Raw genomic sequence first — 14,504 nt, forward strand, 5'->3', positions numbered from 1 at the left:
TTTTTATATTTGAAATTTAGTATTAGATAATTCTTGTAATGAGTTTGTAATCTCTTCGGTTAGCGCCATATGAATCTTTTCAGTGTCACTCAGTGATGCAAGCAGTGCTGAAACTCTATTTGGAATATTAAGCAGATTATTACGGACAACTCTTGCTACGTTAAATGCATCGCGCTTTACTTCCTCTACTGCTACAAGTTCACCAATCTCAGCTTTTGCCTTTGCCTCAAGTAGTTTACCTCGTTCCATTTCATTTTTTATTCGCGTTTTTAGCAACATTGTGGAAAGGTTACTTGTATTTTCGTTTTCTGGATTTTTCCTCCTCAGTGGCTGACTTGGATCTCTTATTGCCGCTACTGCTTCATTTGCTTGTTCTCTATTGATCAAACCATCCTCCAACTCAACTATTCCTTTTTTTACTAAATAACAGACATACTGCTTTGATACTCCTATCTCTCTTGCCCATTCTGTTTGTGTGATTTTCACTTTTTTTCTCCTCTCTCTCTTTATTTACCTTTTTTCTACGAATTTTCTTCTTGAATCTTTGAAAAAGTTTTACCAGTACCAGAAAGAATTGCCTCCCTACCTGTGTACACTTGCCAACGTTTTATCGTTACATCTACAAATTTTGAATCTAGCTCTATTGTCCTACAAATTCTTCCTGTTCTCTCACATGCAATCAGTGTGCTGCCAGAACCGCTAAATGGATCAAGTACTATGTCTCCTGGTCTACTGCTATTAACTATTGCTCTCTCCATTAGCTCTACTGGCTTCATCGTTGGATGTAGTGTATTGTGTGTTGGCTTATCATAAAACCACAGATCACTTTGATTTCTTCCTCCATGCCACTCACGTTTATTGCCGCTTTTCCATCCATAGAGCATTGCTTCGTATTGTCTTTGATAATCAGACCTGCCTAGCGTAAAGTGATTCTTTGCCCAAATGATAAATGTCGACCATTTTCCTCCTGCTTCCTCAAATACTTTTTGTAACGTTGAAAACTCTGATGATGATATGCAGATGTAAATTGCTCCCTTCGTATATGCTAAAATATTGGAACAGATGTCGTAAAGAAAAAGCTCATACTTTTCACCTTGATTATCATTTAATATTTTTTTATCTTCTCTTTCTTGACTGCTACCATAATCAACGTTATATGGAGGATCACAAACAGTAATGTCTGCCATTTTATCATCTAACAGCGCTTTATATGATTCAACTACAGAGCTATCACCACAATAGATTCNCTCAACATCATTAACAGTAGAACTACATTCCTCCAGTTCCATAAACATCTTTTTCTGAAATTCGTTTTCTATATATCTTTTGCTCATCTCACTTATCATTATTGCTATAATAAGTGCAAGTATTCCTGTTATTGTTGCAAAAATGATTGCACTACTTATTGTTGTTGCTGTTAACCCTATATATACCGCTATTGCTACTGCACTTACTGAGGTAAAAATACAGATCACATTATTGTATTTTCTTACTTTTGCATCTCTATGCTCTATACACCTATAATAAATTGGTACAGATCTGCCTATCTCATCTGGTAATTTGATACTCTTTTCTTTAAATAAAGTTTTTAACAATTCTAAATTATTTGACTTGATTGCTGAGTGCAGAACAGGTGTATAGTTTGCTCCTTTTTCCAGTAGTAATTTTACTACATGTAAATGTCCTTTTTCTGCAGCAAGGTAAATCGGTGATAGACTTTTATTGTTTGAAATATCAATATCAATTTCTTCTTTTAAAATGGACTCTACAAGCTCAATTTCTCCTCTTTTTGCAGCTAAATGTAATAAACTATTTTTTTCAGATCCATATTTGTTGCTCATCAAAGCCTTCTTTATCTCAGGTTTAGCGTAGTCAAATGGTGTTCTACCGCTATCGTCTTTTACCAGAGGGTCTATATCTTCTCGGGTTAGTAAAACTTCTATTGTTTTAAGTCTTTCAGCGTAATGTAGTGGTGTTTTATTTTCGTAGTCTTGCAAATTTACTTGAGCATTAGGCTCCTTTATTAAGCATTTGAGAATATCAAGACACAAATCTCTTTCATCATAATTAGCATTACTTACAGCTATATGAACAGGTGACAATTTCATTGAGTTTTGTCCCATGCGTGCACTATTTACATCTGCTCCTAGCTTCAGCAGTAACTTTACTATCTCCAACTTTTTATTATTAACTGCATAGTGCATTGGTGTCTGATTTCGTGCATCAAAGACATCTATTTCAGCTTTTCCTTCTCTTATCAAAATCTTTACAACTTCTGCATGTCCTATGCCTGCTGCTAGATGTAATGGCGTATGATGCAGAGCATTTCGTACATTAACGTCAACACCTTTTCCTATCAAATATCTAACCGCATTAACTTCACCTATCATTGCAGCTAAGTGAAGTAAGCTATCTTCCTCTGATCCGTATTTGTTATTAATTAGCGCTTGTAATATTTCTGCTTTTTTCCCTTCTTTGGCGTAATCAAGAGATGTTTTACCATCATTATCTTCTACGAAAGGATTGATATTCTTTTTTGTAAGCAGCAGATCTACCATACTTAACTCATCAAACTCTATAGCGCAATGTAGTGGTGTCTTTCCATTTAATCCTCTAACATTAACATCTAATCCAGGTTGATTAATGAGACACTTTATTAATTCCAAACTTAAGTTAGCAGACATTATTAAAATTTAGCGTTAGATAATTCTTGTAATGAGTTCGTGATCTCTTCAGTTAGCGCCATATGAATCTTTTCAGTGTCACTCAGTGATGCAAGTAGTGCTGAAACTCTATTTGGAATATTAAGTAAATTATTACGGACAACTCTTGCTACATTAAATGCTTCGCGCTTTACTTCCTCTACTGCTACAAGTTCACCAATCTCAGCTTTTGCCTTTGCCTCAAGCAGTTTACCACGTTCCATTTCATTTTTTATTCTAGTTTTTAGCAACATTGTGGAGAGGTTACTTGTACTTTCTGGATTTTTCCTCCTCAATGGCTGACTCGGATCTCTTATTGCTGCCACCGCTTCATTTGCTTGTTCTCGGTCGATCAAACCATCCTCCAACTCAACTATTCCTTTCTTTACTAAATAACAGACATATTGCTTTGATACTCCTATCTCTCTTGCCCATTCTGTTTGTGTGATTTTCACTTTTTTTCTCCTCTCTCTCTTTATTTACCTTTTTTCTACGAATTTTCTTCTTGAATCTTTGAAAAAGTTTTACCAGTACCAGAAAGAATTGCCTCCCTACCTGTGTACACTTGCCAACGTTTTATCGTTACATCTACAAATTTTGAATCTAGCTCTATTGTCCTACAAATTCTTCCTGTTCTCTCACATGCAATCAGTGTGCTGCCAGAACCGCTAAATGGATCAAGTACTATGTCTCCTGGTCTACTGCTATTAACTATTGCTCTCTCCATTAGCTCTACTGGCTTCATCGTTGGATGTAGTGTATTGTGTGTTGGCTTATCATAAAACCACAGATCACTTTGATTTCTTCCTCCATGCCACTCACGTTTATTGCCGCTTTTCCATCCATAGAGCATTGCTTCGTATTGTCTTTGATAATCAGACCTGCCTAGCGTAAAGTGATTCTTTGCCCAAATGATAAATGTCGACCATTTTCCTCCTGCTTCCTCAAATACTTTTTGTAACGTTGAAAACTCTGATGATGATATGCAGATGTAAATTGCTCCCTTCGTATATGCTAAAATATTGGAACAGATGTCGTAAAGAAAAAGCTCATACTTTTCACCTTGATTATCATTTAATATTTTTTTATCTTCTCTTTCTTGACTGCTACCATAATCAACGTTATATGGAGGATCACAAACAGTAATGTCTGCCATTTTATCATCTAACAGCGCTTTATATGATTCAACTACAGAGCTATCACCACAATAGATTCGATGATCACCTAAAATCCATAGATCACCTGGTTTTGTTACTTTTTTGTCATCAATAGCTAAGTCAGAAAGATCTTCTTTTTCACTATCTAAATCATCAAGGAAATGTTGAACTTTTTCTAATTCAAATCCAGTCATTTTAAGATCAAACTGTAAATCTTCTAACTCTTGAATTTCTACTTTCAAAAGCTCATCATCCCACTTTGCCCAATTAGCTGATTGATTTGCCAGTAATCGAAAAGCTTTGGTTTGTGGTTCATTTAAATTATCACTTAAGACCACTGGAATACTCTCCATACCAAGTTTTCTTGCTGCTTTAAGTCTTAAATGACCATCAACCACAGTACCATCACTTTTTGCAACTATTGGTATACGAAAGCCGAATTCCCTGATTGAAGCACACATTCTGTTGACTACATCATCATTTTTACGAGGATTACGCTTATATTCGACGAGGTTTTCAACAGGATAGTAGTGGATTGCTAAATTCATATCTTAATAATTAAAAAGTTAATATTCAAAATATCTCTGACGCTAAAGAAGGCCTGAGGTCGAACCCACCAAACCCGCCAGTATGGCCGAAAGGACCCACTTTTACGGTATTTTTAATGTGTTAAAATCTTTACTAAGATTCATAACGTAGAACATTAATGCCAAAGCATCCCCCTCATTATCATCTCTAGGTGAAACCCCTTTTTTCTTTACAGCTTCAATAACTTCACTCTTACTTGCATTACCTTTGCCTGTTATAAAGCGTTTGATAGTTTTAACATTAACACCTTGGTAGGGCACATGATGTTCTTCACACCAAGCAGAGAGAACTGCAAGAAAACCACCGTAGCAATGCGCTGCATCAGTTCCTAAATGTCTTCTTACTTCCTCAAAATACACTGCTTCAATGTTTGAGAACTTTTCCTTCATTTCATTTAGCCAGCTACGAAATTTTAAGAAGTGCATTCCACCTCCGCTAAACCGGCTACCATGAAAACTTTTGCTTCCACTTTCAATTACTCCATCTGTTAGAATTGCCCAGCCTGTTTGTTTGCCGAGGTCCAGTGTTAGGATTGACATTACTAGAAATTAGAGGTAAGTTGTAGTGTGTACATAATATATATACACGGTAACTTCAAAATTCGTCCAAAAAATTCTACTTTTTTATTGAAAATATACTACAATAAGTTTATTAAACATAATAAGTTAGTAAATGTCGCTCGTTCCATCCACTGAGCTATCTCAGCCTAAGGTACTGCATTTGCATATTATAAATAACTCAATCTACATAAATAACATCCAAATTATCAGTAGGCATTCAGTAGCACGTCTTGATATTATGCATGTGTTATTAGCTCAGTTTTGGCAGGATTTCAAAAGCGGATTGCCAGCAGAAAAATATAAGTTCCTTAATATCAATCAACTAGGAGAGAGTTTGGGTTTTAATTCAGAAATTCACAATTTAGAGTATAAGATTAGAAGGCCACTAAATAGAATGATTAAAGCAATAAAAGAAATTTTATCCAAAGAGCTTAGTACAGATTGTAACGACGTTATTGAAAACATTGGCTGGCCAGGATATTCTTGCAAGGAACATGGTTATCGTCTCAATCCTTTTATACTTTCTTTGAGTGCTGCTAACGCTAATTATCGATTGAAAGTAAAAAAGAGCACAAATGTCAATAATCTATAAATTCAAACATCTGTAGTAAAAAAGCCAGTCTAGAATTTACATTTACTAAAATGCCAGCTAAAATATTCACATAGTTGTAATAGAGGGTAAGGTGAACTTTAGTGAATATGTACATGATAAAGTTTTAACAATATCAGATATAAATGCTAAAATTGATGTAAGAGAACTAGCAAATTTTCTACAGAATAAAAAAGGCATTAACGAGCTTAATTTAATAAATGTAGAGATTGATAGTAAAGATGTAAAAGAGTTAACTAAACTTACACACCTTACTTCGCTTACTCTAAGGAATAATAAACTTGGTTTTCAAGGTGCAGGATACATAGGTTTAGGCAATCTAATAAATCTCACTTCGCTTGAAATAAGTAATAATAATATTGGAGACAGAGGTTTTGCATTTTTAATTGGCAGCAAACGCTTCACAAAACTTACTTCATTAAATGTAGAAAACAATAACATTGTTGGAGTATGGCGCCATCACTATGGAGGAGATATAGCACTCAAAAATCTTACTTCACTTTATGTAGAGGGCAATGGTAAAAAATTTTTAGATGATGAAGTAGTTATCCTTAGAAACGTGACAAGACAAAACACCAAAGTACCTATATGCTCTGGAGTAGAGGGCGAAGTAAAATCTGAAGGTGCTATACAAAAATTGTTAGCCAGAAGAAAAAAAGCGGTAAAAACTACTCTAACTGTAGCACTTTCTAAGCAACGTGAAATAGTGCTTGATACTGAAACTACTGGTCTTAGTGTTAAGTTCGGTCACCGTATTATTGAAATAGGATGTGTGGAACCGTATTCCAACAGGCAAAGTATCCCACTGGTACATCAATCCAGAACGGCATATAGACAAAGGGGCATTTAAGGTTCACGGCATCAGTGAAGAATTCTTAAAAGATAAACCATTATTTTCAGAGATTGCACCTGAATTCCTTAAATTCATATCTAATGATATTTTGGTAATTCACAATGCTAAGTTCGATGTAGAATTCCTTAATATGGAACTTGGTAAACTGAATGCCAAATTAATCTCTTCAAACAGAGTGTTAGATACATTACCACTTGCGAGAAAAAAGTTTCCAAAGTCACCTGCATCTTTAAATGAGTTATGCAAGCGTTTTGATATATCGCTGAATGATAGAACATCACACGGGGCGCTAATTGATGCTCAGTTACTTGCAAAAGTTTATGCTCAGCTTTCAGGTTACAATTATGCAGCATGAGGTTAAAACTCTAGCTTATTTATCTCTCATAATGGATTACATTCATAAGGTGAGTTACATTTTTTTACTGCACTGCTGAAAAGATGGCTTTCTGAAAGCTCTTTTGCTTGGTTGGAAAAATGTAGAAGATTGTGATAAGCAAAAACTCAATATTAGCCTGCAAATTTGCTTTTACCCTCAAAAGATTATGAACAGGTTCTTAAAAACTTTCCTTTACAATGAATAAAAATGATGTTAAACTCAACCATGGGTTTGTTTACACTAATAGAATCTTTTACGATGCCTTGTATTCGGGTTTTTAAGGGGTTTACAAGCGTTAATTAAAAAAAGATGGCCCTTTCTCTATCTAAATTATAGGTAGTGTTGTAATGACCTCTTCAAGAGCTTTAAAGGGTGGGGGTCTGGTAGAGACTTATGACCTTGAAAACCAGCGATTTGGTCTCTTAATCATAGTCCCCCCAAAAGAACCGTGCTTGCGGATTTCCCGCACACGGCTCCACAATACAGCGTTCACACTAGTGCTCCTGTGTACAAAGAAGCATATATCTTTGGCTTTGGTAGTGGATTTATTTTTAAATAGTATGTAAACTGTTCCCAATCCATACTTTTCTTGTGACTACGTCGGTTTATCCACTTAAATGCTAGCTTTGTTATCGGTCGATAGAATTGAATCAAACACCGATAATTTCCGCTAACTCCGAAGTAGCTATAGTGTCCTGTTACTTTGGCTTTAAGTTTCTGCCACCAATCTTTGAGACAGATACGACTTCGTACCATCTTCAACCACTCTTTGATTTCTTTAATCTTTCTGGCTAGGCTTATTTTTGAAGTTTTCTGCTTCATCATAAGTTTACCATTACGACTTTTTCCACAATAATGTGTAAATCCTAGAAAGTTGAAGCTAGCCGTCCTACGTTTCTCTCTTTCTGCTTGATACCATTCTTTCTTACCAAACTTTACTATTTTTGTTTTATTTTCAGCTATTTCCAACCCAAATTTACTTAGTCTTTGTTTCAGTAATTCTAGAAATTCTTTTGTGTCTTCTTCCCTCTCGCAGCCAACTACAAAATCGTCGCAAAACCTTATTAGCTGTATATATCCTCTGGCTTTTGGCTTAAATTTCTTTTCAAACCATAAGTCCAGCACATAGTGTAAGTATATATTAGCTAATACAGGACTTACTATACCACCTTGTGGTGTGCCTTGATCGGTTGCTTTATAACATCCAACTTCGACTATTCCTGCCTTTAGAAATCGTTTTATTAACCACAATAAATTTGGGTCAGCTATTCGTTCCCTTAGACAATTCATTAGCCATTTATGTTGAACATTATCAAAGAACTTCTTGATATCCACTTCTACAATATAGTTAATTGGTTTGTGCATAACTGCTTTATCTAGAGCGTTTATCGCCTGATGACAATTTCTTCCTGGTCGAAATCCATACGAGCTGTCCATAAAGTTTGCTTCATAAATATTTTCTAATATCTTCTTTAGCATTACCTGTACCAACTTATCTTCAGTTGATGGTATTCCGAGGCCGCGCTTCTCTTTGCTCCCGGCTTTGGGTATGTATACCCTTTTCACTGGTTGCGGTTGATATTGTTTTCTCTTCATACTATCCACTAGTGTTTTAAGTTTCTCTTCTAGATTTTCTCCATAAGCTTCCACTGTCACACGATCTATACCACAAGCCTTGTTGCGTTTTAGTTCCTTGTAACACTCTGCAAGATTCTCTTCATTAATCAAATGAACTAGCGATGTAAATTTTACTCGCTTATCTTGCTTAGCCCTTACTGCTATCTGGTTTAGTTTTCCTTGCATACTCCTCCAATCTCTGTTGTATTGGTATAGCAATCCCTATACCAGTCACTATATTGCTAACCGCTTCCCCTTGTATGTGGCTTTCCCACACTCCGAGTACTATCAGTTAGTCCGACTTCCTTTGCATCTTCCTCCAGTCCTCGCCTTTATTGACTTGTTCCAGAGTACCCTTACAGGAATACAAAGGATCTCCCAAGTTCACGTAAGGTCCCTCTCAACACATGACGCGGCCTTCGATCCCGACGGGGTGAGTAATACCTTGCCTTAGCGTTATTACCCATGCTGCCTTCCACCAAATGTAAAGTGTCGGCCCCCATGACGCGTGAATTACGGGACTCAATACCTTCACTTTCGTTGCACCCTATGTTGTCCATTCCATTAGCTTTACTACGCTCGTTACCTTACGCAGCATAATGGTTTGTTCCAGGCTGCTGGCTAAGCTTTACCCGTGTTGGATTTTCACCAACTGTTCCTTACGCACTTCTTGGCGCACACATTTTGTCACCGTCCTTATGGTAGAAGTAACAAGAGTTAGCTGTTGCAAAAATAACCTTTCAAAAATTTACTAGCCACTTGTTCTCTAGACTTCAAAAATTTTCTTTGCAACTACAGTTTTTTAATAAATAAAAATTTAGGGTAAAAGGCACTATTTTTTAAAGTCAGAGTATAAACGTTAAAAGGTACAGCTCTAGTTTTGCCCATCAATATGGAGACATAAAACCCAAAACTTAAATATTCGTCTCTACTTTGCGTTAACAGTTTTTTTGAAAGATTTTCTTTCTTCTACGGTGATTAAAGAATAGCTTTTATTTGAGCTTTAAGGTCTGTTATAAGCTTAGATAAAACCCATCCTAAAAATTACACCTAGCTTAAAAACGTATTTTTTAGCCTTTTTTTAAGAAACCATCTCTTCTCAGGGTGTAAATAAAGCAACTAAACATCAGCAATTTGAATACTATCGAGTTTTTTGCGAATATTTTAATTTTTCCAAAAGGTCGTAGCATCAATATCGAATCACTTTATATTTTTATTACAGGTTGCAACTCCATAGACAAAGCAAAATTATGAAAGGATCTCAAAAAATGTTAAGTTCTTCTCTTAACTGATATATACTATGTATAATAGCATAGTATATATTTATATATATATATAGATTTTTGCCATCTTGCCAACTTCCCTAAACCCTCTATATAGGAGGACTTTACCCATGCTACCTAGTTGGCAACTTTTTGCCATCTTGCCATCTTACTATTTCTTTAAGCTATTGATTTTCTCGTATTTTTATCAATTTTAAGTTGGCAAGATGGCGAATTCTTAAGTCTGCCAACTTACCGTCTTGCCAACTTACTATACTATTTTGCCATCTTGTTTTATAGAATTATGTATAACCCAAACGTCTGGATTTTCAACTGGTAAAGTTACTCCGTTATTTGGTGAAAGATAATAATCTGGCTTTATCAGTACATGTTGATTTTCAGAAATTTTTAACTCCATGTCTTTAACACATAAATAGCCGTACTTTGATTTAGTGCTTGATACTTTATATCCAAGAGCTTCCTTAAAGAACTTTATATAGCCAAGAGCTGCAAGATGGCTAATCCTTTCACGGATGCTACGTTCACTTCCAAGGCCTAGTTTTCCCTCAAAATACTTAGCAAAGTGTGCTGCAGTGTAAGTTTCACCTTTATATGCTTCATTAGCAATTAACTCTAAAATAATGTCATGTCTTCTTGAGCGTTCCAAATCAAGTTTTCGATTATAATTATCTCTTACTATTCTTCCCGAATCAAAGGTTACATCATGTTGCATAAATGACCCGTTGTGCCAATACAATGAAATTTTATCTTGTTCAGATGCAGAATAATTAGATTTCATGCGGCAAAGAACACGATCATTAGGGCAAGTACAAGCCTTTTCTGGTTTTGACAAATACCATCTAGATCGAACAGAATTATTCCACGCTGTTGAACCTCCTGTACCTGTTTTACGTACTATCCCTGAATCAGAAGGATGAGCACACAACAAAACAGCCCCTTTTATTGCTTCTGCTATACGACCACAACAGTTTTGAATAAATTGTCTTACATGGGAACGATTATTTTCATTACCTCCGAATAGATCTGCTGCTGTATCCAAAATCACTAGCTTTGGCTGAAACAATTCAATATCTTCAAGTAACTCCTGAAAGTAATGGGTCAATTGGCCTACATCTTTGTTATTAAAAACCATAAGTATATTATTTTTCCATACTCGAGATGACAAGCAAACATTGTCATGAAAATCAGAAGATTCCATATCCAATTGATAAAGTTTATGTATTGCACATTGCCTGCGCCAAAGTTCTTCCTCCTCATCTTCACAAAACACACCATATGTTCTCATCTGCTGAATATCTATACCAAGCCAAGATTTACCAATACCAGCAGCAGTCATTAATTGTTGAGCAAGAAGAGATTTTCCAACACCACCGTCACCGTAAAGAGCTGTAACACTTCCCACAGGGAGCCAATCCTTAATAATCCATTTTCTCTCTGGAGCAGTGTTAGTCCAAGCTGTAGTATCAATTGTTTTTGACTTTCTAGGGCTTTTATTGTTAAGAACAAATTCTTCAACGTTCATTCCTTCTAATACACAATCAGCAGCATCCCAGCCTTTCGGTTTATTTTGTGGAATATTAAGAACAACAAGTGATGCAACTCCGATCTCTAAAAGCTTTTTTTTAGCATTTTCAGCATACTTTTTACCTGGTTCATCATTATCTGGCCAAATAATAATATTTTTACCTTTAAGTGGAGTCCAATCTGTTTTCTCAATAAGTGCATTTGCTCCAGACATTATTGTTGTTGCTGTTATTCCTTTTTCTATTAGAACTTCAGCACATTTTTCTCCTTCAACCAGAACAACTTTATCAGACTTTAAAATTCCTGGGATGTTGTATAGAGGCCTTATTTCTGGTGCAGCAAACTTAGATCGTTTTACATCAAAAGGACGATATTCTTTTCCTCCGGGAAGATCATAACGGTTGACTATGACAATAACTTGATTGTTTTCATCGTAGTAGTTCCAACTGCATGTTAAAAATTGTTCTAGATTTTTATATTTCCTAGTATGTTTTTTTCCAAACCATTCAGCTATAGAAGCCATTACTTCAGGAAACTCTATTCTTGTACTTTTTCTATTTACTCCCGCCCAAAGGTCGATAATGTCACCACCTTCTCCTGTTGCAAAATCATGCCATAAGCCAGCTTCATTGCCACTTAATTCTACTACTAGACTCTTGCCTTTATCACCTTGTACATTGCCTACATAAAACTTATCACCACGAAAAATCCCTCTTGGTAATAGATAAGAAAGGCATGATCTGATATTCAACAGAAGCTGAGCTTTTAGCTGTTCTTTCTTTTCTGATAATTTATAGCTTCCATTTTTTTTTGAATCTACAGTATTAAAATCACAATAAATAACCATCAAATCTCCAATATATTTAAAGTTTAGAAATTTGGTTAAGCTGTAGCTATCCAGCGTCCGTTAACCATGTTTATGAATTTTGTTGGTATTGGTTTGCCGTTTTTAAGTTCGTACATCAATTGCAGAGTATTCCTTTCTGGCCTAAATATCATTACTCCAGATGTATATAAACTTCTTAAAACATTAGCACCACTCAATGCTTGAAATGGATTCTTTTTTAACGTGGTTGTTGACACTTTTTTGGTGTAATGTGTAGCTATTACTCCAGCCGTAGGATTAGTTATAGAGCGTAGTTCATCAATACCATTTTGCAGAAAAGAGATCATACTTCTATAATCAAAAAGAGAGTCTATTACTATAAGATCAACTGTTTTTACATCGAGATTTTCCGACATAATTTCTTTTATTTTTTCCACATTCAAAGTTAATTGTACTTTTTTAGTAATAACTAAGTTTTCTGTTCCTGCATCAAGGGTTTTCTTGCTGATTCTTAGCTTCTGTAAGCGTTCTCTTATGTAATCATATTCCATTTCATTCTGTAGATAGAATATCTTAAGTGGCTTTGCAGGCTTCATACCAAGAAATGATACTCCAGCAGCTAAATGTACTAACATGGAAAGAAGAAAATTACTTTTTCCGATTTTTGGAGTTCCACCTATAACCAAAAGACCTCCTGGAGTTAAAATTCTTGGGCCTATTATATCTTTTGGCATTGGTGATTTATCATTCAAGTAATGCCTTGCTGAAAACGATGTAATTTTATGTTCTGTTGTGTTTTCTTTAGTATTTAACCACTTCTTAGCGGAATTTATATCACCTTTAACTAAAGTCCTAAAATTACGCCAATTTCCAGCTTCTTTACCCACTATTTTAACTGTAATCGTATCCTCATCACAATTACCAACATAAGTCCTCTCTCGATAAAAATGACCGTTTGGAATTAGGTAAGGTACACACTTCTTAATATTATCAATCAATAATCCTTTTATTTCCTTTCTCTGCATAAAACCCCCATACATACTTTTCATACGTTTAGAGCTGAGATTAGCTAGCTCACAAACAGTTTCAAAAGACTCTGAATCAAACCATTTAATTGCTTCTTTCTTTAGCTCTAGATTTTTTCCTGCTGCATCTTTGATAGCTCTCTCAATTACAGCAATCCAGAGCTTCTCTTCGTCGTACTTCAAAATGGCAACCAATCAACTTCAGATTGTTCTGGAGTAATAACAGTGGCAATCTTGTTTTTTTCTCCATATCTATCAGCTTCAATACCAACTTTTGCAGTAAACTCTACCCCGTTAAAATCAGCTATAGAGTTGACTTTTCTAGCAATAACTGCTTTTTCTGAAGTGTCATTTGAATGAATGTTCCGTGCTGACTCTAAAATACTTCTAAGCATAGAACGTCCAGATTCTCCCCAGATGTCTTCTCCTTCAACGCTTGCTTTGCCACTTTTAATACCAATTACTTGAAAAATCTTGCGTTTTGCATATGGACCTTCAGTGACAATAAATTCAGCGTTTAAATAGATGCTGCCGGTAGCATAGCTTTTAGTGAACCAATTTTCATAACCTCCAGGCTTTATTGCCATTTTTACCTTGACTATTATACCTTTCGGTATTAAACTGCTTTGCAGTTTCGCGTTATTAAAATCAGTTAAAAAATCTGATAACATATTGTCTCCTATAATTTAAGTAAAAAAAAGAATCAACTCCATTGGTCTACAAGCTCCCAATGACCATTTATCTTATCGACAAGTTTGTTTGGCACGCGTTCACCATTGCGAAGCTCAAATACTATCTGACGTACAGTACTTTCTTCGTCATAAGCAAACATTACCATCCCAGTACTGTAGAAACCTCTTAAAGACCCAGCTCCGCTCAAACCCTGAAATGGATCTTCTTCCAGCATCTTTTTTGATAATTTTTTTGTATGATGAGTGAGTACAATACAAGCATCTGGATTGACAGCACTGCGTAGCTTTTCAAGAGTCTTTTGCAGAAAGAACAACATAGCACTATTGTCATTTTCATTTCCATACTCACTGCTAAAGATGTTACGCAATGGATCTATGGCCAAAACATCAGGTTTAAAGCGTTCATTTACAATTTCCTTGATTCCACTTATTTCATCATGATTAAATGATAAGTGCACTTTTGGCGTAATGATTAAGTTGTTAGCAGCCACATCCAAAAGTTCATTATCAAGTTGAAGTTGTTGCAAACGTTCTTTCATATATTCATATTCAATTTCAGTTTGCATGTAGAAAATTTTCAAAGGTCTAGTGTGCCGTAGAGACACAAGGAATGTTCAAGTAAGAGCAAACTAAGTGCAAAAGCTACGCAATAGATGGGGGTGGGCCCCTCGGAGCCGGCTTACAAGAGCAG

At 35.5% G+C, this 14,504-nt stretch carries 10 protein-coding genes and 5 pseudogenes; 4 read left to right on the top strand and 11 right to left on the bottom strand.

What is annotated here, in order from left to right:
• Positions 1–3: 3 nt before the first annotated feature.
• The 6 genes and pseudogenes from BVG17_RS08035 to BVG17_RS08060 form a co-directional block, all read right to left on the bottom strand.
• Positions 4–486 (bottom strand): hypothetical protein, encoded by a 483-nt coding sequence (locus BVG17_RS08035; RefSeq protein ID WP_143688965.1) that lies wholly within the window; start codon positions 484–486, stop codon positions 4–6.
• Positions 487–521: 35 nt separating this feature from the next.
• Positions 522–1,246: DNA-methyltransferase (locus BVG17_RS08040; RefSeq protein ID WP_143688988.1), on the bottom strand; the 725-nt coding region annotated here is incomplete at its 5' end.
• A gap of 1 nt (position 1,247) precedes the next feature.
• A pseudogene (locus BVG17_RS08045) lies at positions 1,248–2,684 on the bottom strand (ankyrin repeat domain-containing protein); the annotation flags it as partial.
• 2 nt (positions 2,685–2,686) lie between these two features.
• A complete protein-coding gene (locus BVG17_RS08050; RefSeq protein WP_077188538.1) occupies positions 2,687–3,157 on the bottom strand; it encodes a hypothetical protein in 471 nt (156 codons plus the stop codon).
• Between the two features lie 35 nt (positions 3,158–3,192).
• Positions 3,193–4,407, bottom strand: a complete 1,215-nt coding sequence (locus tag BVG17_RS08055; protein WP_143688966.1) for a DNA modification methylase — start codon at positions 4,405–4,407, stop codon at positions 3,193–3,195.
• A 102-nt stretch (positions 4,408–4,509) separates the two neighbouring features.
• Entirely contained in the window at positions 4,510–4,986 is a 477-nt protein-coding gene (locus tag BVG17_RS08060; protein ID WP_143688967.1) for a crossover junction endodeoxyribonuclease RuvC, read from the bottom strand.
• A gap of 181 nt (positions 4,987–5,167) precedes the next feature.
• Here BVG17_RS08060 and BVG17_RS08065 point away from each other — a divergent pair, with 181 nt between their 5' ends.
• The 4 genes and pseudogenes from BVG17_RS08065 to BVG17_RS10400 form a co-directional block, all read left to right on the top strand.
• A complete protein-coding gene (locus tag BVG17_RS08065; protein ID WP_143688968.1) occupies positions 5,168–5,599 on the top strand; it encodes a hypothetical protein in 432 nt (143 codons plus the stop codon).
• A 91-nt stretch (positions 5,600–5,690) separates the two neighbouring features.
• Positions 5,691–5,969: pseudogene (locus BVG17_RS09805) on the top strand (DNA polymerase III subunit epsilon); the annotation flags it as partial.
• 285 nt (positions 5,970–6,254) lie between these two features.
• A pseudogene (gene dnaQ, locus BVG17_RS09810) lies at positions 6,255–6,807 on the top strand (DNA polymerase III subunit epsilon); the annotation flags it as partial.
• A 69-nt stretch (positions 6,808–6,876) separates the two neighbouring features.
• Positions 6,877–6,957, top strand: a pseudogene (locus BVG17_RS10400) (IS5/IS1182 family transposase); the annotation flags it as partial.
• A gap of 378 nt (positions 6,958–7,335) precedes the next feature.
• Here BVG17_RS10400 and ltrA read toward each other — a convergent pair.
• The 5 genes and pseudogenes from ltrA to BVG17_RS08100 form a co-directional block, all read right to left on the bottom strand.
• Positions 7,336–8,649: a group II intron reverse transcriptase/maturase gene (gene ltrA / locus BVG17_RS08075; protein ID WP_143688734.1), complete on the bottom strand. Its 1,314-nt coding sequence runs from the start codon at positions 8,647–8,649 to the stop codon at positions 7,336–7,338.
• A gap of 1,347 nt (positions 8,650–9,996) precedes the next feature.
• A complete protein-coding gene (locus BVG17_RS08085; protein WP_082246120.1) occupies positions 9,997–12,117 on the bottom strand; it encodes an AAA family ATPase in 2,121 nt (706 codons plus the stop codon).
• Between the two features lie 35 nt (positions 12,118–12,152).
• Positions 12,153–13,304, bottom strand: coding sequence for an AAA family ATPase (locus BVG17_RS08090; protein ID WP_143688969.1), 1,152 nt, complete (start codon positions 13,302–13,304; stop codon positions 12,153–12,155).
• Positions 13,301–13,792, bottom strand: a complete 492-nt coding sequence (locus BVG17_RS08095; protein WP_010401968.1) for a hypothetical protein — start codon at positions 13,790–13,792, stop codon at positions 13,301–13,303. The genes BVG17_RS08090 and BVG17_RS08095 overlap by 4 nt, the downstream gene beginning before the upstream one ends.
• Positions 13,793–13,824: 32 nt before the next feature.
• A pseudogene (locus BVG17_RS08100) lies at positions 13,825–14,403 on the bottom strand (AAA family ATPase); the annotation flags it as partial.
• Between the last annotated feature and the right edge of the window lie 101 nt (positions 14,404–14,504).

Source organism: Wolbachia endosymbiont of Laodelphax striatellus (assembly GCF_007115015.1).
Taxonomy (GTDB): Bacteria; Pseudomonadota; Alphaproteobacteria; order Rickettsiales; family Anaplasmataceae; genus Wolbachia.

Bases quoted from the DNA above. Each gene is read 5' to 3' on its own strand.
- BVG17_RS08085 (WP_082246120.1), bottom strand. From the start codon at position 12,117: ATGGTTATTTATTGTGATTTTAATACTGTAGATTCAAAAAAAAATGGA.
- BVG17_RS08060 (WP_143688967.1), bottom strand. From the start codon at position 4,986: ATGTCAATCCTAACACTGGACCTCGGCAAACAAACAGGCTGGGCAATT.
- ltrA (WP_143688734.1), bottom strand. From the start codon at position 8,649: ATGCAAGGAAAACTAAACCAGATAGCAGTAAGGGCTAAGCAAGATAAG.
- BVG17_RS08055 (WP_143688966.1), bottom strand. From the start codon at position 4,407: ATGAATTTAGCAATCCACTACTATCCTGTTGAAAACCTCGTCGAATAT.
- BVG17_RS08095 (WP_010401968.1), bottom strand. From the start codon at position 13,792: ATGTTATCAGATTTTTTAACTGATTTTAATAACGCGAAACTGCAAAGC.